This is a genomic window from Hydrogenobaculum acidophilum (assembly GCF_054656715.1).
Map to the genome: position 1 here is coordinate 26,551 of NZ_BAAHXP010000007.1, position 20,327 is coordinate 46,877.

Here is a 20,327-nt window from a genome sequence, read left to right on the forward strand (position 1 = left end):
TTATGAAGCTTTTAGTAAAAAAGTTAAGAGAAGACGCTACGCTTCCTTTTTATGCTACGGAAAACTCCGCTGGGTTAGACCTAGTTTGCGTAGATGATGTGGTGGTGATAAGACCTCTTGAAAGGGTTTTGGTTTCCACTGGCATAGCCATAGAACTTCCAGAGGGCTACGAAGCCCAAGTAAGGCCAAGAAGCGGACTAGCTCTTAAAAAAGGTGTAACTGTCCTAAACAGTCCCGGCACTATAGACCCAGATTATAGAGGTGAGATAAAGGTTATACTGATAAACCTATCCGATAAAGAAGTAATCTTAGAAAAAGGTGAAAGAATAGCTCAAATGATAATAGCGCCTATAGCAAAAGTAGATGTATTAGAGGTTGATGAGCTTTCTTCTACAAAAAGACAAGATGGTGGATTTGGTTCCACCGGGCATAGATGATAGATATACTATATAAACTATCAAAAAAAGAAAATCTCTCGAAAGAAGATATAAGAAAAACTTTAGAGACGATAGCCTCAAGTGAAGCTACGGAAGCTCAAATAGGGGCTTTCATAATGGGTATGAGGCTAAAGGGAGAGACCGTAGAAGAAATCTCTGAAATAGCAACATTTTTTAGGGAAAAAGCCTTAAAAGTACCTGTAAAAAACCAAGAAGAGCTTCTGGATACATGTGGGACTGGTGGAGATGGACTCTCTACTTTCAACATCTCTACGGCCAGTGCTTTTGTTGTAGCAGGGGCTGGTTTTAAAATAGCAAAGCATGGCAACAAATCCATATCCTCAAAATGTGGCAGTGCCGATATATTAGAAGCCCTTGGTGTTAATATAAACCTATCCCCTGATAAAATAGCAAAATGCATAGAAGAAATAGGTATAGGTTTTATATACGCCCCGCTTCATCACAGCGTCATGAAAAACATAGCAAAGCCAAGAAAAGAGCTTGGTATAAAATCTGTGTTTAACCTAGTAGGTCCCCTATCAAATCCAGCAGGTGCTAAAAGACAGATAATGGGAATATACGATATAAACCTTGTAGAGAAGATAGCTTATGTGTTAAAAGAGCTTGGCAACGTAAAATCTTTTGTGTTTAGCAGCTTTGACGGCATGGATGAAATTTCTATAAGCTCAAAAACACTGATAGCAAAGCAAACTCAAGAAGAAGTTGAGATGTTTGAATTTGACCCAGAAAAATATGGATTTAACTTGAGAAATATAGAAGATATCACAGTGAAAAATATAGAAGAGAGCTTAAATTTATTTAATATGGCTTTAAACGGTATACCTTCTGCTGCTCTTGATATAGTTCTTATAAATGCAAGCTTTGGTATTATGGCTTTTAAAGATATAGAGTTTAAAGAGGCTTTAGAGATTGCAAAAGATAGCATCTTTTCTAAAAAAGCTATAAACAAGCTAAATACCCTGAGAGAGTGCTCAAACGATATTAAATGATAAAAGTAGGTAAAGTATCCTATCTAAACACTCTTCCTATGTTTTATAGGCTTTCAGGATATGAGATTATGGAAGGTCATCCTTCAGAACTTTTCAAGATGCTAGAAGAAAATAAAATAGATATAGGGATTTTATCATCGGCGGTTTATTTAAAGGATAAAGAAAAATACGATTATCTAGATGGTATTTCTATATCTGGTAAAACCATGGTATGCTCTGTGCTTCTTTTTTTAAAAGAAGATTACATAAAAAATGTTTACCTTACAAAAGACTCCGTAACATCTAGGGTACTCACTCGGTGGTATGTAGAACATATTTTAAAACTCACCCCAAACTATGTAGAGAACGAAAACGAGGCTGACACCATTTTATATATAGGTGATAAAGCCATAAAAGAAAAAAACACAAACAAGTACAAACATATTATAGATTTAGGTGAGGAATGGTTTAAAGAGTACGGAGCTGGTTTTGTTTTTGCGCTTTTTACATACAAAAAATCCAATCCAAGCTCTTTTAAAAAGCTAAAAGAAGATGTAATACATTCTATAAACATTTTTTACGAAAAGCTAAAAAGCAACAGCTTAGAAAAAGAGTTGTTTAAAAAATACAACTTTGTAAAAGAAGATTTTTTTAGAACATATTTTTTAGAATGCTTAGACTTGAGATTGGACGAAAACCACAAGCGCTCACTTGATATATTTGAAAGCTTTGTAAAGCGCTTTGGTCTTACTTAACCAGCTTTCTTATACATGTAAACTGGTTTTTTGTTCTCGTCTATAACAATTTTCTCCACGTTTACCAAAGAAGGTGCCTCATACATAATATCCGTCATAATTTTTTCTACTATGGCTCTTAATCCTCTAGCGCCTGTTTTTCTCTTTATAGCTTCTTTGGCAATCTCTCTCAGAGCGCCATCGGTAAATTCAAGCTCTATGCCTTCCATTCTTAGAAGCTCTTTATATTGCTTTACTATAGCATTTTTTGGCTCTGTTAATATCCTTATCAAATCTTCCTCTGTAAGCTCATTTAATACGCTTATTACCGGCAATCTTCCTACAAATTCCGGTATAAGACCAAAGTTTATAAGGTCATCCGGTTCCACCAACGATAGTATATTTCCTTCTTCTTTGTATTTGGATATCTCCGTTTCAAATCCAACGGTGCTTTTCCCAAGTCTTCTTTTAACGATATCTTCTAAACCCACAAAAGCTCCACCACATATAAATAGTATGTTTGTGGTATCAAGTTGGATAAACTCTTGGTGAGGATGCTTTCTACCGCCCTGGGGTGGTACGTTGGCCACGGTACCTTCTATAATCTTAAGAAGGGCCTGCTGTACACCTTCACCAGAAACATCCCTTGTAATAGAGGGATTGTGACCTGTTTTTTTTGCTATCTTGTCAATTTCATCTATGTATATAATACCTTTTTTAGCTTTTTCTATGTTGTAATCGCAGTTTTGTAAAAGTCTTACCAAAACGTTTTCTACATCCTCTCCTACATAACCTGCCTCTGTAAGGGTGGTAGCATCCGCTATAGCAAAAGGGACATTTAGAATTTTCGCCAACGTTTTAGCCAAAAGCGTTTTACCACTTCCGGTGGGACCTATGAGAAGGATGTTGCTTTTTTCTATATCGGTGTCAGATTTTCTCAGTATTCTTTTGTAATGGTTGTAGACTGCTACTGATAAAATCTTCTTAGCTTCCTCTTGGCCTATGATAAACTCATCTAAAATCTTTTTTATCTCTTTTGGCTTTGGTATAGACTTTACTTCCTTTGCCATCTCTTCGGATTCATGACGCTTTATCAGGTCCAAGGCTTTCTCTACACACTCGCTGCATATGTTTAACCCGTTTGGTCCTGCTATTAATAGAGGCACATCTTTTGAAGATTTGTTGCAAAACGAACAATATTCTTTCTTGCTTGCCATTGTTAAGACCTCTTTGAGATAACCTTGTCTATAAGACCATAGTTTTTAGCTTCTTCTGCCGACATAAAATAATCTCTATCTACATCTTTCTCTATTTGCTTTAGGCTTTTACCGGTGGCATTGGCAAGTATTGTATTTAATATATGTTTTATACGCTTTATTTCCTCTGCATGTATAAGTATGTCTGTAGCTTGACCCTGAACACCACCAAGAGGTTGGTGTATCATGATACGGGAGTTTGGAAGCGCAAATCTTTTACCTTTAGCTCCAGCCGCAAGAAGTACGGCTCCCATTGAAGCTGCTTGACCAATACATATAGTGGTAACATCTGGCTTTATATACTGCATGGTATCGTATATGGCAAGACCAGCAGTAACAGACCCACCAGGTGAGTTTATATACATCTGTATATCCTTTTCCGGGTCTTGGGCTTCTAAAAAAAGAAGCTGAGCCACTATAAGGTTAGCTACATGGTCATCTATGGGAAAACCAAGTATAACTATACGATCTTGTAAAAGCCTAGAATATATATCGTACGCTCTTTCTCCACGCGGAGTTTGCTCTACAACTATAGGCACTAACTGGTCTATTATTCTCTGATATTCACTAGCGTTACTCAACTTCTTCCTCCTTTAAAGCGCTATTTTCTTTAAATTTAATAATTTCTAAGAGTTTGTCCATAGCTTTTGAGGCAAGTATGTCTTTTAACAGCACAGATTTTCTATCTTCTCTCAAAAAGTAGTTTTCTATGTTTTCCCTTAATCTTCTCAAAGACTCTTCATTTCTTTGATTTTCTGGCAACATATCTTTATAAGCTTCTACTTGCTCATCTATGTACTTTTTAATATCCTCGTCGCTCACTTCTATACCAAACTTCTTTGCATAAGACACTAGTATAGAACGGGTTTTGGCGCTTGTAATACCTTCTCTTATAGATTTATCGTAAGCTGATTTTTCTATAGCTTTTAGCGTATCTTCATCAAAAGAATTTAAATCAAACATGCTATTTAGCCTATTTAGCCTATTTATTTCTTCTTCATAAACCACATTTGCTATTCTTATAGCCTCTGTCCTTGATGTTTCTGCTATGTCTTTATACTCTTCCAATAGATACTTTGTAATGGCGTTTATTTTTGCCTCTTCTTTCTTATTTTCAAGGTAGGTCTGAAGCCTTTTCTTTGTATTTTCCAAAGCTTCTTGGACGCTTTCTCCGAGGTTTAGCTCTTTTGCAAGTTCATCTGTTAACTCTGGGTATATCTTCTTTTTTACAGACTCTATCTTGGCTTCTATGTCCACTCTAGGAGCATTCTCATCCTCAGCTTCTTGGATTGGCACATTCTCTAACTTTATTACATCTTGCTCTTTCTTGCCAAGTATCTCTTTGTACAAATCTTCTCTTAAACCAAGCTCTTTTAATACTCCGCTTAACTTTTGATTTACTTTTTCTCCGTCTTGTCTATCCGTTACGGTGTAATCTATCACTACGTAATCTTCTTCCTCTATAGGACCTTCTTTTGGCTCCAAAGTAGCCTTATCTTCTAACATGTACTTTATAGTTTTGTCCACCATTTCGTCGGTAAGTTCAAAGCTAGGTATCTCTAACTCCACCCCTTCTAGGTCTTTTAGTTTGTCAGCTTCTATAAGAGGGAATATCTCTATATAACCTTCCATCGTAAGCTTCATCTCTTTTTCTGAAAAACTGCTTTTCTCTAAATTTATCTTTATGTCCATCACGTCAAAACCAAGCTCTTTGGCACTATCGTAAACCTTTTTTGCAAAATCTTCCACCAAAGCCTCTAGTATATAGTTTTTAAACTTACTTTTTATAACCCACTCTGGAGCCTTTCCCCTTCTAAATCCATCCACAGTGGCGTTTGCTTTCAACTCATTTAAAATAGTGTTGTAGGCTTGCTCCAATTCTTTGCCTTCTACATCAAACGCAAAATCTCTAAATATACCTTCTTCTTTTGTTATGGTAAAAGCCATAAAACCTCCAAAATTAGTTTTCCAATGCGGATGGAGGGACTCGAACCCTCACGGGCTTTTACGCCCACAGGATCCTAAGTCCTGTGTGTCTGCCAATTTCACCACATCCGCTAATGTATCAAATATAAAATTATACCACAAATTATTTACGAGTTAATACATATTGGCACTTACCAAAAATTATACCACATTTTATAAAGTTGCCCAAACTCACAAGCTTTATTGTATAAGTCGTTGGCATACTTGTAAATCGTGGCAGACTTGTATCGCGTGGTATACTTGTAAATCGTGGTAGACTTGTGGGGCGTGGCATACTTGTTGGTCGTGGCACCCTTGTTGGTCATGGTATACTTGTCGCTTTGAGATTTGGAACTGCTTGAAGATTTATCTTTGATTGATTTATCATGATATTTACTATACTAAGAATTGATGGTAGAATTGATTTACACAATTTTAGGTATAGGGCTACAAATCAAATAAAAATTTATGGTAAAATAAAGTTAAATTTATTTTATTAAGGAGGATTTTATGAAAAGATTGTTGTTTATTGTTGGACTATTGAGTGGTGTTGCTTTGGCAAAGCCAGACATTGTAATAAAAGACCCGTGGGTAAGGTTGATGCCACCCACTTCAAAAGTTAGTGCTGCCTACATGAAAATAGAAAACAAAGGAAATTCAAAGGATGTGCTTTTGTGGGCTAAATCCTCTGTGTCTAAGATTACCCAGCTTCACAAAACTATAAAGAAAAACGGCCTTATGAAGATGATAAGGATAAAGTATATGCTAATAAAGCCAAACCAAACACTTGTATTAAAACCAGGCGGTTATCATATAATGCTTATAGATTTAAAGCATCCTCTTAAACATGGTGAAAAAGTGACCCTTTGGCTCAAGTTCAAATACAGCGGTATCAAAAAGGTAGTAGCCCCAGTGGAATATAGGTAATCAAAGTTTGACGTCTTTTATCCAGTCCCAGTTTTTCAAAGTCCATTCTACGGTGTTTTTAATGCCATCTTCCAAAGGCATCGTAGGATGCCATTCTAAAAGCTTGATGGCTTTTGTGATATCAGCCCATGTGGCCATCATGTCGGCTTTGTGAAATTCTTTGTAATTTATTTTGGCTTTTTTACCCAAATATTTTTCAATGAGTTCTATAGTGTACATAAGCTTATCTGGTTTGTTGTTGCCAAGGTTTATAATTTCATAGCCAAGGGGTTTTAGAGCTTTTATCGTACCTTTGGCAATATCGTCTATATAGGTAAAATCCCTTGATTGGGACCCATCTCCAAAAAGTTCTATGGGCTCTTCGGTGTATATCCATTTTATAAACCTAAATATTGACATATCTGGTCTTCCAGCGGGACCGTAAACGGTAAAATATCGTAGTATGGATACGTCTATTCCGTATAGATAGTGATAGCTGTAAAGCATGGCTTCGGCACCTTTTTTAGAAGCAGCGTAAGGAGATATGGGCGTGTTTACCGGTAGTTCTTCTACAAAAGGCATTTGTTGTCCTGCATACAAAGAAGAAGTAGAAGCCTGGACAAACTTTTTAACGTTGAAGGCTTTTGCAAGCTCTAAAAGGTTTAAAACTCCAAGGGTGTTGGTGGAAAGGTATACGAAAGGGTTTTCTAACGAGTATCTCACGCCAGCTCTAGCAGCTTCATTTATTATGGCATCTATATGATTATCTTGGAATATCACTTGCAAAGCTTCTTTGTTTTCTATATCTATCGGATAAAATTTAAAATTTTCATGGCTTTTAAGAGTATCGAGCCTCCATATTTTAACTTTTACATCGTAGTAATCGTTTAGATTATCAACGCCTATAACCTTATATCCTTCTTCTAAAAGAAGCGTAGACACTTTCCAGCCTATAAAACCAGCGGCACCTGTAACGAGTATTGTTTTCATAAGATTATTCTAACATATTAAAGGTCTTTTAAGAAGATATCTCCCAATATTTCACCGCTTACTATGATGTTGTCAGCAATGTTTCTTCTTCTAAAGGTTTTTGCGTTTTCTATTTTTAAAAGCTGAAGGTTTATTTTTATATCTTTGTTTAGCCCTCTTGCTACAACGGCAGCTAATATAGACCTAGCATCTATGGACTCTGCATCAAGGTCGTGAAAAAGCTCTGGAAATATGTTTATTTGTTTAGCTAGTTCTATCTTTACATCCCTTAAAACTTGCTCTTTCACAAAATCTCCTTTTTTAAATATAAACCCCCCTTCTAAATTCAAATCTTGATTGCTTATCACCACCACAAGAGGTTTATCTTTCTTGTGTTTTAATTTTTCAATCATATAAGAGCTTGTTTCTGTCCAACCGGCTATTATTACATGGTCTTTTAAATCCGCCATTATGATACCTCCTGTTTTCAGCAAGTTTATATATCTCATAAGCCCAGAACTTACAAAAGCTGTGATGATAGAAAAAGAAAACCAACCGATGAGGGCTATAAGTATTGCAATTATCCTCCCTATGGTGGTGATAGGTGTTATATCTCCGTAGCCTACCGTAGTGGCAGTTATCATTGCAAGGTAAAAAGCATCGAAAAGATTATGTATATGTGGATTATGAGCATTTTTTTCTACAGAAAATAAAATTATAATCAAAGATGTAAGACTTATAAAGATAAATACTAAAACACCAAGTATCTCGTTTATAACATCTGTTATGTGTGTAAACAAAGTTTTGTATAAATCTTTATACTGTATTGAGATTTTAAAAAATCTAGCTGTTAAGACCACAATCCTAACTAGTCTTAAAGGGTGAAATATAGGAAATATGGATATAAAGTCTATAATAGAAGAAGGTTTAGAAGCCCAAATTAGTTTTGGTTTTAAGGCTTTTAGAAAAGCTGTAAATATACCCTCCTCTTTATGTTTTATAAAGTCTTTTGTGAAGTTGCTAGAAAGCCATAATTTTGAAAAGTATTCAAAAGCTATTACAATAGAAGCGGTATAGTCTAAGATTATTGCAATAGCGTAAAGATCTTTGTGTAAAGAGTGGAATTCTTCTAATACCCCAAAGATGATAGACATTAATACTACAAATATGCTTATAGGCTGATAGGTTTTATAGGCGGTAGAAGATGGGACTTCAAAAACTCTAAAGAGAAAGCGTTTTATTGTTTTTAGTCTCATATAGGCTTTAGGAAGTCTTTCATAATAGTCCTATCTTTATCCTTAAACCTAACGCTTGCCATATCTTTTGTTATGTTTATTACCTCTCCTTCTCCGAAGACTTCGTGAAATACAACGTCTCCTACTTTTATACTTTTGTTTGAAGCTTTGTTAAATTTGCTATTTTTCTTGGATTCATTTTTATAGTCTATAGGTTTGTAGCTTGTTATAGTTTGTGCGGTAATGTCTTTTATGCGTTTTTCTGGTAACATTGATGTATCTAGAAAATCTTTTCTTATCTCTCTTAAAAAATCACTTATTCTTCCTATCTCTGTATAGCTTAAAAATAGATGCTTTTTTGCCCTTGTGATGCCTACATACAAAAGCCTTCTTTCTTCTTCCATATCAAGGATATCATCAAAAGCTGATGAATGTGGAAGTATGCCGTTTTCAAGCCTTGGCATAAACACCACTTCAAACTCCAGACCCTTTGCCTTGTGTATGGTCATTATCTTAACGCTTTTTGAGTTGTCTTTTTCGTCTTCTTCCATTAAAGAAAGCTCTTGTAAAAGTTCTTTTAAGACCTCTTTTTGATTGCCTTTTTGTTCAGATTTAGCTGACTCTATTTCAAAAAATCTTATAAGCTCCTTTATGTTTTCAACACGCTCTTTGTAATCTTCCTTGTATTCTTGTTCTAGGTATTCAAAATATTTTATATCTTTTATAAGCTTTTCAAGGTAAAAAGATATGCTCTCGTTGCCTTTTTCTAAGTTGTGTATTAACCTTTCTATAGTACTTATAAAGCCCCCCTGTGTGGCAATACCATCCTCAAAAAGCTTATTTCCTAAAATGTATTTTGTAGCTTGTATTAAGTCTATAGATTTTTGTTTTGACAAATTTACTATCTTTTCTATAGTTTTTTCACCGATACCTCTTTTTGGATTTGTGATAGCCCTTTGAAAGGATATAACGTCTTTTGGATTTGTTGCAAGATGTAGATATGCTAATATATCTTTTACTTCTTTTCTTTGGAAAAACCTTAAAGCACCTACCACCTTGTGGGGTATTTTTGCTTTTACAAGAGCCTGTTCTATGAAGTTTGTTATGTAGTTTACTCTTACTAAGATAGCTATTTCATCTAAGGGTACATCTTTGCTTAGCTCTTCAATCTTTTTCGCTATCCATTCGGCTTCTTTTTCTTCGGTAGGATGTAGCGTGATGATAGGCTTTATCGTTTTATGTTCAGTTTCTAGTTTATGGCTTTTTAATATAGGGACAAGCTCTTTCCATTTTGCCTTTGAATGGTTTAAAACTTCGTTGGCTAAGGATAAAATCTCAGCGGAAGACCTATAGTTTATGTTTAGCTTTATTATCTCTGGGTTGTAATCCTCTATAAAGCTTATTATGTTGTCTGGGTGGGCGCTTCGCCATTCATATATACATTGGTTTGGGTCTCCTATGACGCATATGTTGTCGTTTCTTGATATATGTTTTATTATCTCGTACTGAGTGGTGTTGGTATCTTGAAATTCATCTACTATTATGTAGTCAAAGAAGTTTTGATAGTAGCTTTTAAAAGCCTCGTCTTTTTCAAGCATATCTTTTAAAGCACCCATAAGATATGAAAACGTAACGGCGTTTGTTTCAAGCATGGCGTTTAAAAATGATTCTCTAAACTCTAAAACCTTTTTATCAAATTTGTTGTCCTCGTCTAAAGCTCTTATACCTTCTATAGCTTGGTTTACTGCTATATAAAGCTTTTTGCCTTCTTCTTTTGATACTTCTTGTCCTTTTAAAAGCCCCTGAAACAGCCTTTTGGAATCCTCTTCATCAAGTACTCTGAAATCGTTGTAAAGTCCAAATATGGCGTGATGCTTTTTTATAATTCTAAACGCTACAGAGTGAAATGTGCCAATCCATTCTATGTTTAGATTAAATCCAAAAGATTCTCCGGCAAGCCTGATTCTCTCTTTTATCTCGTTGGCGGCTTTGTTGGTGAAGGTTATCATAAGAAGCCTTTTGGCTCTAACCTTTGAATCTTCATCAAGTATTAGGTGTAGAGCTTTGTGAATGATGGTTTTTGTCTTACCAGAACCAGCACCAGCTACTACTAAAATAGGTTTTCCTTTTGATAGCACCACTTTTCTTTGCTCTTCATTTAGCCCATGAAGTAAATCTAATTGTACACTCATCAAAGCATCCTTTTATCCTCTGGCAGACTTGTAAGCCGTGGCAGACTTGTAAACCGTGGCATACCTGTATCGCGTGGTATACTTGTAAACCGTGGCATACTTGTTGGGCGTGGTATACTTGTTGATTGTGGCACCCTTGTTGGGCGTGGCACCCTTGTTGGGCGTGGCATCCTTGTTGGGCGTGGCATCCTTGTTGGGCGTGGCATCCTTGTGGGGCGTGGCATCCTTGTGGGGCGTGGCATCCTTGTAGGTGGTCTTGTGTATATTGGTTCTATAAAAAACACATTGCTTGGGTTGGTATCCTTAAAAGCTTCATATCCAAGACAAGAAAACATGTGTTCGTAGTCTTCTATATTTTTTGAATAGGTCTCTGGGAGTTCTTGGTGTTCTTCTATATCAGATACTCTTTTTCCTTTCTCATAATAAGCTCCTACGTAGGCGTTTGATATCTTTCTATATAAGAATACGTCCTCTTGTTTATAAATGGTTTTTGCCAAAGCGTCTATGTTGGTAAAAGTGTATATTGGTTTTTGTAGAGCTATAGCCATAGCTTTTATGAAGTTTATGCCTATTTTTAACGGAGTAGAATAGCCTATTCCTATTGATATAAAAAAAGCGTCTATGGATGTGGGGTCTATCTCAAATTGATTGAATAGATAAGGTAGTAGGTTTAGCGTTTTTTCGCTAGTATTTTTGTAAAAACTTAAAACTGGTTTAGAGGCTTTTAGCAAACAAAAAGAAATGTTGCTACTAGATGTATCTAAGCTTAGGACTATCATACATTTGAGATGTAATCATAGTGGGGATAGTTTAGTTCCCAAGCGTATGATAGGTCTAAAAGCGTTTGCTCATCAAAAGCTCTACCTATTATTTGAACCCCAATTGGTAGCCCATCTTTTGTAAACCCAGAGGGTATTGATATGGCTGGAAGCTCTGCTAAATTTACGGACACTGTAAATATATCGGAAAGATACATGGCTATAGGGTCATTTAGCTTTTCGCCAAATCTAAAAGGTGGTGTAGGTGAGGTGGGGCTTATTATCACATCGACATCTTTTAGGGCATCTAGAAATTCTTTTTTTATAAGGTTTTTAACGGCCAACGCTTTGCCGTAGTAAGCCTCGTAGTATCCTGATGATAGTACGTAAGTCCCGAGCATGATACGGCGTTTTACCTCAGGACCAAACCCCTCATCTCTTGTTTTTGCATAAAGCTCAAAGATATCTCTAAAATCTTTGGTCCTATAACCATATCTTACACCGTCAAAACGAGCCAAGTTTGATGAGGCTTCCGCCGGTGCTATTATGTAATAAACTGGTATGGCGTATTCTATGTGTGGTAAGGATATTTCTTTTACAATAGCTTTGTTGTCTTCTAAAAACTTAACAAAATTTTTAAAAGATTCTTCTACTTCTTTGTCTATCTTATAACCCATAAACTCTTTTGGTATACCTATTTTTAAATCTGTCCTTGGTTTTAGGTTTTTAGAAAAAGAAGGGACTTCTATATTTGCGCTGGTGCTATCTTTTGGGTCATGTCCTGATATCACCTCTAAAAGAAGGGCTACATCTTTTGTATATCTACCAAAAGGTCCTATTTGGTCTAAGGACGAGGCAAACGCCACAAGCCCATACCTTGATACTCTGCCGTAGGTAGGCTTTAGTCCTATAACTCCGCAAAAAGAAGCTGGTTGTCTTATAGAACCCCCTGTATCAGAACCAAGAGCCAAAGGTGCCATGTTTGCTCCTACCGATGCAGCAGACCCCCCTGATGAACCACCGGGTACAAAATCAAGGTTCCATGGATTCTTTGTTTGGAAAAAAGCCGAATACTCGGTGGAAGAACCCATGGCAAATTCATCCATGTTGGTTTTACCTACTATGATAGCCCCTTCTTGTTTTAATTTTTTTATCACGGTAGCATCGTAAACGGATACATAGTTTTGTAGCATTTTTGAAGAGCAAGTGGTGGTATAACCTTCTATGTTTATGTTGTCTTTTATAGCTATTGGTATACCAAAGAGCTTTCCTTTTGGTATTTGGGAATCTAGAGCCTTTGCACTCTCATAGGCTTTGTCGTATACCTCTGTCACATAGGCTCTTATCTTAGGCTCTAGCTCTTCTTTTCTTTTTAAAAATGCCTCTACTATTTCAGAGGGTTTTACTCTTTCTTCTAAAAGCTTAGAAACGCTTTCTTTGTAAAGCATATCAATCTTCCCCTATGTCGTCTCTTTCTATGGTTATATCTTCTACTGGGGGCTCGTAAGTGGTATTTGTCATAGAAGTGCCCATGTTTTCCTCGTATTCTTCTGCTCCTTTAGCGGTAAACCTTGTCCAGGGTATAGCTTTTAACCTCTCGTAGGGTATTGGTTCTCCGGTCCATTCACATATACCGTAGGTGCCGTTTTCCATCCTCTTAAGAGCATCTTCTATCTCTTTTAACACTTCCATATCTCTTTGAGATAAAGACTCTAACAGCTCCTCTGTGTAGTTTATCTGTCCCAAATCCTCTAAATCTTGAGGTTCTTTTGCTTCTTCGGAAACTCTTTTTTGAGCCTCTAAAGTATCGTTGTACCTTGCTATTATCTTGGCTTTTTCTTCCAAGAGTTTTTTCTTTAACTCATCCAATTGCTTTTTTGTGAGATGTTGCATAAAACCCCCTTTATTACCACTGAGATGTAATCTTAGATTTTTTGTTGAGATACTTATCCACTGCCAAAGCGGCTTTAACACCGTCTGCTGCTGCTATTACGGCTTGTTTTATATTTGTGCAAAGTATGTCTCCCGCTGCAAAAACACCGGGGACCGATGTCATCATCTCTTCGTTTATCACAAGACAACCTTGGTCTGTCATATTTACTTGACCCATTAGAAAATCTACGGATGGTTTGTTGCCACCTATGAATATAAACACTCCATCGACTTCCAGCGTTATTTCCTCGCCGGCCGAGAGTTTTTTAACGTGAAGTCCTTTGACAAGATTGTCCCCTGTTATCTTTACTGGTCTTGTGTGAAGAAGTATTTCTACATTTGGCAAGCTAGAGAAATGTTCTATCTCTTCTTGAGGAGCTCTTATTTTTGAAGAAGGCACTACAAAGTATACCTTTGAGGCAAAACGAGCTATAAATTCGGCTTCTTCGATACCATAATCATCATCTCCTACCACTGCTACAGGCCTATCTTTGAAAAAAGCCGCATCACAGACACCGCAATAAGATACGCCTTTACCCAAAAACTCTTCTTCCCCCGGAAACTTGTGAGCCCTTTCCATAGCCCCAGAGGATACTATTAGAGCCCTTGCTTTGTATTCTCTCCCGTCTATTGTGTATACGCTTTTAATATCACCTTCTAAGGATGTAGCTATTACTTTGCCTCTTTGAAACTCTGCCCCAAAGGCTTTTGCGTGGTCTCTCATCAATTTTAAAAGCTCGAAACCAGATAGCGGTCCTCTTATTCCGGGATAGTTTTCAATCTTTTGAGTGACGCCCAAAGCCCCGTCGGCTTCTGCTCTATACAAAACCAGTGTGGATAGCCCAGCTCTTGCAGTATAAATTGCAGCAGAAGCTCCTGCTGGTCCTGCGCCTATAATAATTACATCGTAAACTTTTTCTTGATTGCTAAGGGTCAATTCCATATTTTCACTCCTAAAAAGTTAAATAAATATTATATCCAAAATCTCTGCGTTAGATATGATAAATTATACACTGTTTTTTTTAGTGCTTTTCTGACTAATACCATCTTGACAATGACCTTAACTTATATAAATTAACATTTACTTATTTTAATTAATTATTTTAATATAGGAGGTATAGTTTTATGCTTTTACAAAAAGAAAGGATACCGCAAGTGGCTTTGATGGAGATGAACGATATACACTTTGAAGAGATAGAGCTTCTAAACAAACTTTACGACGCTATTAAAAACAATGAACCTATCGAAGAAGTGGAAAGGCTTTTTGAAGATTTTTTGGCAGATGTGATTTATCATTTTGAATTTGAGAACAACGCTATGAAGGAGACTGGATTTTTTGCCTATCCTATGCATAGACAAGAGCATGAGATGAGACTATCCGAGTTAAACAGACTAAAGGAGGAGTTTTATGCCACTAAAAATAAAGAATTGATAGCAAATTATTTAGAACAAAAGTTTGTACCTTGGCTCATAATACATGTGCCTACCATGGATACTGTCACTGCTCAATATTTGGCAGATTATCTATAGATTTTTTGTTAAGAGTTATTATATTAATATATAATAAATTTTTTATCCTTTAAGGAGGTTATTTTATGCTTTTGGACTTGGAAACAAGGGCACAGTTAAGAGACATATTTGAAAAGAATCTCAAAGAACCTGTAAAGCTAAAACTGTTTTCACAGGCCATAGGTTGTGAAAGCTGTGGTATAACAGAAGGGTTGATGCAAGAGGTGAAAGAGGTGGCAGGAGATAAACTATCTTTAGAGGTTATATCTCCTCTTACAAACCAAGAAGTTGCTTCTTTGTACGCCGTAGAAAGGGTACCGACTATTGTTATAGAAGGTGATAAGGATTACGGCATAAGGTATATAGGCCTTCCAGCTGGCTTAGAGTTTAATACCCTTATACATGGTATTATACAAGTATCTCAAAGGGATCCCGGTCTTAAAGAAAGAACGTTGGAAATATTAAAAGAAGTGGATGTGCCCATAGATATAATGGTGTTTGTTACCACTTCTTGTGGATATTGCCCATCAGCCGCTATAACAGCTTTTAAATTTGCAATGGCAAACGACTATATCACATCAAAAGCCATAGACGCATCGGAAAATATGGACTTGTCAGAGAAATTTCAAGTGGTAGGTGTGCCAAAGATAGTCCTCAACAACGGTCTTGCAGAATTTGTAGGCGCTCAACCAGAGGAAGCTTTCTTAGGTTATATAACATCTGTAGCATCTAAATTAAAAAGCTTAAATTAATTATCAAAGCCCCATCTTTGTTGGTGGGGTTTTCATGTTTGCACCAAGCATCTTTAAACCTATGTTCTTTTTAAAAGCCATATACAAAATGTGAGAAGCGTTTATGATATACTATTTATGAGTGTGATTTTATAGGAGGTGTATATGGATTTTATCAATCCTACAAAGATTAAGGTGTTTGGTGTAGGCGGTGGTGGTTGCAATGCGGTAAATAGAATGTATCTTGATGGTATAGAAAACGTAGAACTTTACGCTTTAAATACAGACATACAACATCTCAGTACACTGGCAGTCCCAAACAAACTCCAAATTGGCGAAAAGATAACAAGAGGTCTTGGTGCTGGTGCCAAGCCAGAGATGGGAGAACAAGCCGCTCTTGAAGATTTGGATAAGATAAAAGAGATATTAAGAGATACCGATATGCTTTTTATAGCAGTTGGTTTGGGTGGAGGTACTGGTACGGGGGCAGCACCTGTTATAGCTCAAGCGGCAAAGGAAATGAATATACTCACTGTTTGTGTATGTACAAAACCTTTTAATTTTGAAGGGCCAAGAAGAGCTCAGGTGGCAGAGGAAGGGCTTCAAAAGATAAAAGATGTTTGTGATACTTATATAGTCATACACAATCAAAGGCTTCACGATATAGCGGATAGAAACCTAACTATAGGCAATGCCTTTAGGATGGTGGATGACATTCTTTCTCAAGCTGTAAGAGGTATTACAAGCATAGTGGCAACTCCTGCTCTTATAAATGTAGATTTTGCGGATGTGAAAACCGTAATGCAAGATGGTGGTCTTTCTCTGATAGGTATAGGCACATCTAAAAATAGCGATAAGATAGATGTTGCTGTAGAACAAGCTATGCATAGTCCGCTTTTGGAAGGAAACTCTATAAAAGGCTCCAAAAGACTTATGGTGACCCTGTGGATAAACCAAGATACACCTTTCACAGAAATAGAATCTTCTATAGCAAAAATAAGAGAAGAGGCGGACGAAAATGCCCTTATTATATTTGGAGCGGTGATGCTTGGTGAAAACGAATCACAAAACGCCAAAGTGGCTATAGTGGCTACTGATTTTGAAGAAAACGTAAAGGCTCAACAAGGTATGAAGATTATAAAACCCCAAGACAGAGAAAAGGATATAAAAAAAGAAGAGAGGTCTAAAGTTGTGCAAGAAGTCCAGCCTCAGGAGCCAGACGACTTGCCAGCTTATATGAGAAGAAAGAGAAAGATATGAAACGAGAGGTATTTACACCAAAGGCACCAAAGCCTTTGGGGCCTTACTCTCAAGCTATACTTGTAAACGATATGCTTTTTGTATCTGGTAGCATAGGTATAGATGAAAACGGAAATCTAAAACAAGATATAGTCTCACAAACAAAGCAATGTCTTTTAAATATTAAAAATATACTAGAGGAAGCTCTCTTTAGTATAGAAGATGTAGTGAAGGTAAGTATATATCTAACTCATTTGGAGAATTTTGCAGTGGTAAACTCGGTGTATGAGGAGTTTTTCAAAGAAGTTTCTATAAAACCGGCTCGTTCTACTGTGGAGGTTTCTTCTTTACCAAAGGGCGCTCTTGTGGAAATAGATGTTATAGCGTTAAAATCTTAAATTTATGATAAATATTTTTTGCAAAAAATCCTCTGTTATGCTATAATAATAAATTATCTGGGGTAGCTCAACCGGCAGAGCGGGTGGCTGTTAACCACCAGGTTGGGGGTTCGAGCCCCTCCCCCGGAGCTTTAATTAGTTGTTAATCTTTATATATTTTACAAAACCGTTGTTGTCTAATATCCAAATAAAGCTATGTCTTATCATCTCGGGAAATCCAAAATCCTCATACCCTACGGAAGAATAAGAACCTGCGTCTAAAGTAACACCCTCTATAACCAAGGGTTGCATCAAAAGATTACACATATTTTGTGGTGGTTCTGTTAAAAACGTTGTTGAATAAGTGTTTTGGATGTTGTAGGATATGCTTAACCCTCCATTTAGCACGTTTTGATAACAAGCTCCTTCGCTTGCGGTTTTAGAAAAATGTGGTATTTCTGTTTTAAATACGTCTGTAGTTAGATAGTTAAAATTTGACCCTGTATCAAAAAATGAAGTTGTTGCTGTAAAAGAGGGTATGCTGCTTGTGTATGATGAAAATATTGCTGTAGTAGACGGAAAACCTCCTTCGTTGTATGATATAAGCCCGTTATTACTATTGTTGTAAGATCCGAAACTTAACTCTCCTATGGGTGAATTGGGTGACGAATTCCCATAAAATGTGTTTGAAAGTGTTGAAAAAGATAGTGCATACGAATTTATACCGTTTTGAGCTTCAAGATAATAAAAATAACAAAAAGAGTTTTGGGAAAATGTGTTTGCACTGCAATCTATACCAAAATCCCCTTGAGATTCTCCGTTTGGAGGAAAAGCGCTTTCTAAATAATCGACGTTCACAGGCATTATTACACATGTATTTTTGTAGTTTGGGTTTAAGCAAACGGTAGCGCTAGCCACTGTTCCAGAGTATGTGCTTCCATCTCCAAAAGTACCAAAAAATGGTGTGTTGGTATAATCTGACGATGGGATATTGACGGCTGATTGATTCACCAATATCCCAGAAGCCCCTGTATCTAAAAGTAAGCTTACTGGCGTTCCGTCTATATATACCGTTATGATGGGTTCATTTATATAATCAGACCCTTGACATATGTATGCGCTGTTTGGTTGGCTTGATGTTGGGCATACTGTGTTGGCTTGAGAGCTACTAGATGGATTTGAACTAGAGCTTCCACCGCCACCACTACCGCCACCACAGGAGGATAGCGTTAAAGCACACATGCCTATTAAAGCGCTGTTTATAAATAGCTCTTTTGATAAGTTGCATTTTGTTTTCTTGTTTTTCATAAAAACCTCTTTAAACTTAGATTAGGTTTTTAACTTTGTCTAATGTTATTATCTCATATGTGGGGTTTTCTTTGAGGATTAATTTTTTTATGTGGAAGTTTTCTAAAGATTTTCTATGGGCTACACTTATAATTGTTAGGTTTTTAAGCTTTTCCAATAAAAGATTGTAAAGATGTATTTCTTTTTCTTCGTTTAAGGCGCTTGTGGACTCATCCATGAAAAGCCAATCTGGAGTATGAAGCAACACTCTTGCTATGTTTAAACTTTGCTGTTCACCGGGAGAGAGCACTTGAGACCACAAGTTTTTGGTGCTTAAATCTTTTGAAAGATAAGAAAGCCCTACCATGTTTAAAAGTTCTTCCAAATACTCGTTTGGCACAGCTTTACCGTCTGTAGATGGATACAAAAGTATTTCTCTCAGGCTTCCGTAAGGAAAATAAGGTTTTTGGGGTAAAAACATGTGGTTTGAAGGCAGTTTTATAACGCCTTCTCCAAAGGGCCATATACCGGCTATTGCCCTTATAAGCGTAGATTTACCGACACCAGATGGTCCCATTATGATGGTGTGTTCTTTTTTCTCTATTGTGAGGTTTAAATCCTTTACTATGAGCTTTTCAGAATAAGGTATTTTTATGCTTAGGTTTTCTATCACAAGCCTATCTTGACTTGGTAAAATAGTGATTTTACTTTGACGTTGAGAGTTTTCTATAGACTGTATATTTCTCTCAAAGGTCCTAAGCCTATCCACCACCGAGTACCAAGCAGCGATAGAAGAATAAGAGTTTACTATAAAAGATAAAGACGATTGGACTTGGCCAAAGGCGCTTGCTATTTGCATCACATCCCCAAGTTGTATCTTTTTTGCGAAAAATCTTGGCGCTGCCACAAGGATTGGGAATATAATAGCTATTTGGTTGTATCCAGAGGTAAACCATCCAAGCATCTTTTGTCTTACCATTATCTGCCAGTAGTTTTGAAATACGTATCTAAACGTATCCATGAGATTTTGGTGCTCTTTTTCTTCTGCGTTTAAAAGAGCTACAGACTCTGAATTTTCTCTTATCCTTATCAAAGCAAATCTAAAGTTTGCTTCAAACATCTGTTGGTCAAAGTTTAGTTTTACAAGAGGTTTACCGATTTTAGCGGTTATGTAAGTACCTGCCACCGCATATATTATAGCTGCCCAAACCATATAAGCGGGTATTGTGATTTTCATATGAAAAGCATCAAAACTTATAGGACCAGATATAACCCAAAGCATACCCACAAAAGAGAAAAACGTCACCACAGAACTCATAAGTCCAAGAAATAGGCTTAAGCTTTGGCTTATAAAGGCGTTTACATCATCTGCTATACGTTGGTCTGGGTTGTCGGTGTTTTGCTCTATCACTTGCATGTGGTAAAATTTTTTGTTGCTAACCCATTTTGATATGTAAAAGGATGTAAGCCAAGCTCTCCATTTTATTTGAAGCATCTGTTGAAGATATGTAGCGTAAACTGCCGATACTATAAAAAACGTAGCCAATATGCTAAACTCTAAAAGCGCTTTCCAAAAGCCTTTTTCATCAAAGTGCTGCAACGCGTCGTAAAAAACTTTGTACCATTTTGTAAAAAGCACATTTAAAAATACTTGAAAAAGGTTTAAGAAAATTATCACGAAAAACAAAAGCCAGGCTTTCTTTTTTTCTTCCGAATGAAGCCAATAGGGTTTTAATATGTGCCAGAAGTCTTTCCAAAAGGTTTTGTCTAGCTTGCTTATGCTACTGTCCATCTTATCTAATTTTATCATT

At 36.6% G+C, this 20,327-nt stretch carries 20 protein-coding genes and 2 tRNA genes; 9 read left to right on the forward strand and 13 right to left on the reverse strand.

Translation table 11 applies throughout. The annotated features are described in order from the left end of the window. Positions 1 to 2: 2 nt before the first annotated feature. The 3 genes from dut to ACYQZV_RS05030 are packed head-to-tail and all read left to right on the forward strand — an operon-like array spanning position 3 to position 2,181. On the forward strand, positions 3 to 437 hold the full coding sequence (dut, locus tag ACYQZV_RS05020; protein WP_459893847.1) for a dUTP diphosphatase: 435 nt from the start codon (positions 3 to 5) through the stop codon (positions 435 to 437). Then, positions 434 to 1,447 carry an anthranilate phosphoribosyltransferase gene (trpD, locus tag ACYQZV_RS05025; protein WP_459893848.1) on the forward strand — a complete coding sequence of 338 codons (1,014 nt, stop codon included), beginning with the start codon at positions 434 to 436 and terminating at the stop codon, positions 1,445 to 1,447. Before dut ends, trpD begins: the two co-directional genes overlap by 4 nt. Beyond that, entirely contained in the window at positions 1,444 to 2,181 is a 738-nt protein-coding gene (locus ACYQZV_RS05030) for a menaquinone biosynthesis protein (RefSeq protein WP_459893849.1), read from the forward strand. Before trpD ends, ACYQZV_RS05030 begins: the two co-directional genes overlap by 4 nt. Here ACYQZV_RS05030 and clpX read toward each other — a convergent pair. From clpX to ACYQZV_RS05050, 4 genes are all read right to left on the reverse strand, one after another. Beyond that, on the reverse strand, positions 2,178 to 3,377 hold the full coding sequence (gene clpX / locus ACYQZV_RS05035; protein WP_459893850.1) for an ATP-dependent Clp protease ATP-binding subunit ClpX: 1,200 nt from the start codon (positions 3,375 to 3,377) through the stop codon (positions 2,178 to 2,180). The genes ACYQZV_RS05030 and clpX overlap by 4 nt on opposite strands. Positions 3,378 to 3,379: 2 nt before the next feature. Continuing rightward, complete coding sequence (clpP, locus tag ACYQZV_RS05040; RefSeq protein WP_459893851.1) at positions 3,380 to 3,997, reverse strand: ATP-dependent Clp endopeptidase proteolytic subunit ClpP; 618 nt, start codon at positions 3,995 to 3,997, stop codon at positions 3,380 to 3,382. Further along, complete coding sequence (locus tag ACYQZV_RS05045; RefSeq protein WP_459893852.1) at positions 3,990 to 5,363, reverse strand: trigger factor; 1,374 nt, start codon at positions 5,361 to 5,363, stop codon at positions 3,990 to 3,992. Before ACYQZV_RS05045 ends, clpP begins: the two co-directional genes overlap by 8 nt. Positions 5,364 to 5,388: 25 nt before the next feature. Then, positions 5,389 to 5,474 (reverse strand) — tRNA-Leu (locus ACYQZV_RS05050). 417 nt (positions 5,475 to 5,891) lie between these two features. Between ACYQZV_RS05050 and ACYQZV_RS05055 the strand changes: the two genes are divergently transcribed. Next, positions 5,892 to 6,308: a copper chaperone PCu(A)C gene (locus ACYQZV_RS05055; RefSeq protein WP_459893853.1), complete on the forward strand. Its 417-nt coding sequence runs from the start codon at positions 5,892 to 5,894 to the stop codon at positions 6,306 to 6,308. Here ACYQZV_RS05055 and ACYQZV_RS05060 read toward each other — a convergent pair whose 3' ends face one another. From ACYQZV_RS05060 to trxB, 7 genes are read right to left on the reverse strand one after another with little or no spacing between them, the layout of a single operon-like run. Then, positions 6,309 to 7,277 carry an NAD-dependent epimerase/dehydratase family protein gene (locus ACYQZV_RS05060; protein WP_459893854.1) on the reverse strand — a complete coding sequence of 323 codons (969 nt, stop codon included), beginning with the start codon at positions 7,275 to 7,277 and terminating at the stop codon, positions 6,309 to 6,311. A gap of 17 nt (positions 7,278 to 7,294) precedes the next feature. Beyond that, the gene (locus ACYQZV_RS05065; protein WP_459893855.1) at positions 7,295 to 8,512 is read right to left on the reverse strand and encodes an ion channel; all 1,218 of its coding nucleotides are present in this window, start codon (positions 8,510 to 8,512) and stop codon (positions 7,295 to 7,297) included. Beyond that, complete coding sequence (locus ACYQZV_RS05070; RefSeq protein WP_459893856.1) at positions 8,509 to 10,683, reverse strand: ATP-dependent helicase; 2,175 nt, start codon at positions 10,681 to 10,683, stop codon at positions 8,509 to 8,511. The genes ACYQZV_RS05065 and ACYQZV_RS05070 overlap by 4 nt, the downstream gene beginning before the upstream one ends. Next, positions 10,683 to 11,462 (reverse strand): hypothetical protein, encoded by a 780-nt coding sequence (locus tag ACYQZV_RS05075; RefSeq protein WP_459893857.1) that lies wholly within the window; start codon positions 11,460 to 11,462, stop codon positions 10,683 to 10,685. Before ACYQZV_RS05075 ends, ACYQZV_RS05070 begins: the two co-directional genes overlap by 1 nt. Next, a complete protein-coding gene (gatA, locus tag ACYQZV_RS05080; protein WP_459893858.1) occupies positions 11,459 to 12,889 on the reverse strand; it encodes an Asp-tRNA(Asn)/Glu-tRNA(Gln) amidotransferase subunit GatA in 1,431 nt (476 codons plus the stop codon). Before gatA ends, ACYQZV_RS05075 begins: the two co-directional genes overlap by 4 nt. Before the next feature lies 1 nt (position 12,890). Further along, complete coding sequence (locus ACYQZV_RS05085; RefSeq protein ID WP_459893859.1) at positions 12,891 to 13,334, reverse strand: TraR/DksA family transcriptional regulator; 444 nt, start codon at positions 13,332 to 13,334, stop codon at positions 12,891 to 12,893. Between the two features lie 13 nt (positions 13,335 to 13,347). Next, complete coding sequence (gene trxB, locus ACYQZV_RS05090; RefSeq protein ID WP_459893860.1) at positions 13,348 to 14,316, reverse strand: thioredoxin-disulfide reductase; 969 nt, start codon at positions 14,314 to 14,316, stop codon at positions 13,348 to 13,350. Between the two features lie 182 nt (positions 14,317 to 14,498). Here trxB and ACYQZV_RS05095 point away from each other — a divergent pair, with 182 nt between their 5' ends. The 5 genes from ACYQZV_RS05095 (at position 14,499) to ACYQZV_RS05115 (ending at position 17,379) form a co-directional block, all read left to right on the forward strand. Then, positions 14,499 to 14,903, forward strand: coding sequence for a bacteriohemerythrin (locus ACYQZV_RS05095; RefSeq protein WP_459893861.1), 405 nt, complete (start codon positions 14,499 to 14,501; stop codon positions 14,901 to 14,903). A gap of 65 nt (positions 14,904 to 14,968) precedes the next feature. Then, entirely contained in the window at positions 14,969 to 15,634 is a 666-nt protein-coding gene (gene pdo, locus ACYQZV_RS05100) for a protein disulfide oxidoreductase (protein WP_459893862.1), read from the forward strand. Positions 15,635 to 15,778: 144 nt separating this feature from the next. Then, a complete protein-coding gene (gene ftsZ, locus ACYQZV_RS05105; protein ID WP_459893863.1) occupies positions 15,779 to 16,873 on the forward strand; it encodes a cell division protein FtsZ in 1,095 nt (364 codons plus the stop codon). Then, a complete protein-coding gene (locus ACYQZV_RS05110; RefSeq protein ID WP_459893864.1) occupies positions 16,870 to 17,250 on the forward strand; it encodes a RidA family protein in 381 nt (126 codons plus the stop codon). Before ftsZ ends, ACYQZV_RS05110 begins: the two co-directional genes overlap by 4 nt. A gap of 56 nt (positions 17,251 to 17,306) precedes the next feature. Beyond that, positions 17,307 to 17,379, forward strand: a tRNA-Asn gene (locus tag ACYQZV_RS05115). Positions 17,380 to 17,385: 6 nt separating this feature from the next. Here ACYQZV_RS05115 and ACYQZV_RS05120 read toward each other — a convergent pair. Both ACYQZV_RS05120 and ACYQZV_RS05125 read right to left on the reverse strand, forming a co-directional pair. Beyond that, complete coding sequence (locus ACYQZV_RS05120) at positions 17,386 to 18,537, reverse strand: Retroviral aspartyl protease (RefSeq protein ID WP_459893865.1); 1,152 nt, start codon at positions 18,535 to 18,537, stop codon at positions 17,386 to 17,388. Between the two features lie 16 nt (positions 18,538 to 18,553). After that, complete coding sequence (locus tag ACYQZV_RS05125) at positions 18,554 to 20,308, reverse strand: ABC transporter ATP-binding protein/permease (RefSeq protein ID WP_459893866.1); 1,755 nt, start codon at positions 20,306 to 20,308, stop codon at positions 18,554 to 18,556. Between the last annotated feature and the right edge of the window lie 19 nt (positions 20,309 to 20,327).

What these genes read in the sequence shown, in the direction of transcription:
- dut (WP_459893847.1), top strand. Translation starts at nt 3, where the DNA reads ATGAAGCTTTTAGTAAAAAAGTTAAGAGAAGACGCTACGCTTCCTTTT.
- trpD (WP_459893848.1), top strand. Translation starts at nt 434, where the DNA reads ATGATAGATATACTATATAAACTATCAAAAAAAGAAAATCTCTCGAAA.
- ACYQZV_RS05030 (WP_459893849.1), top strand. Translation starts at nt 1,444, where the DNA reads ATGATAAAAGTAGGTAAAGTATCCTATCTAAACACTCTTCCTATGTTT.
- clpX (WP_459893850.1), bottom strand. Translation starts at nt 3,377, where the DNA reads ATGGCAAGCAAGAAAGAATATTGTTCGTTTTGCAACAAATCTTCAAAA.
- ACYQZV_RS05045 (WP_459893852.1), bottom strand. Translation starts at nt 5,363, where the DNA reads ATGGCTTTTACCATAACAAAAGAAGAAGGTATATTTAGAGATTTTGCG.
- ACYQZV_RS05055 (WP_459893853.1), top strand. Translation starts at nt 5,892, where the DNA reads ATGAAAAGATTGTTGTTTATTGTTGGACTATTGAGTGGTGTTGCTTTG.
- ACYQZV_RS05060 (WP_459893854.1), bottom strand. Translation starts at nt 7,277, where the DNA reads ATGAAAACAATACTCGTTACAGGTGCCGCTGGTTTTATAGGCTGGAAA.
- ACYQZV_RS05065 (WP_459893855.1), bottom strand. Translation starts at nt 8,512, where the DNA reads ATGAGACTAAAAACAATAAAACGCTTTCTCTTTAGAGTTTTTGAAGTC.
- ACYQZV_RS05070 (WP_459893856.1), bottom strand. Translation starts at nt 10,683, where the DNA reads ATGAGTGTACAATTAGATTTACTTCATGGGCTAAATGAAGAGCAAAGA.
- ACYQZV_RS05075 (WP_459893857.1), bottom strand. Translation starts at nt 11,462, where the DNA reads ATGATAGTCCTAAGCTTAGATACATCTAGTAGCAACATTTCTTTTTGT.
- gatA (WP_459893858.1), bottom strand. Translation starts at nt 12,889, where the DNA reads ATGCTTTACAAAGAAAGCGTTTCTAAGCTTTTAGAAGAAAGAGTAAAA.
- ACYQZV_RS05085 (WP_459893859.1), bottom strand. Translation starts at nt 13,334, where the DNA reads ATGCAACATCTCACAAAAAAGCAATTGGATGAGTTAAAGAAAAAACTC.
- trxB (WP_459893860.1), bottom strand. Translation starts at nt 14,316, where the DNA reads ATGGAATTGACCCTTAGCAATCAAGAAAAAGTTTACGATGTAATTATT.
- ACYQZV_RS05095 (WP_459893861.1), top strand. Translation starts at nt 14,499, where the DNA reads ATGCTTTTACAAAAAGAAAGGATACCGCAAGTGGCTTTGATGGAGATG.
- pdo (WP_459893862.1), top strand. Translation starts at nt 14,969, where the DNA reads ATGCTTTTGGACTTGGAAACAAGGGCACAGTTAAGAGACATATTTGAA.
- ftsZ (WP_459893863.1), top strand. Translation starts at nt 15,779, where the DNA reads ATGGATTTTATCAATCCTACAAAGATTAAGGTGTTTGGTGTAGGCGGT.
- ACYQZV_RS05110 (WP_459893864.1), top strand. Translation starts at nt 16,870, where the DNA reads ATGAAACGAGAGGTATTTACACCAAAGGCACCAAAGCCTTTGGGGCCT.
- ACYQZV_RS05120 (WP_459893865.1), bottom strand. Translation starts at nt 18,537, where the DNA reads ATGAAAAACAAGAAAACAAAATGCAACTTATCAAAAGAGCTATTTATA.
- ACYQZV_RS05125 (WP_459893866.1), bottom strand. Translation starts at nt 20,308, where the DNA reads ATGGACAGTAGCATAAGCAAGCTAGACAAAACCTTTTGGAAAGACTTC.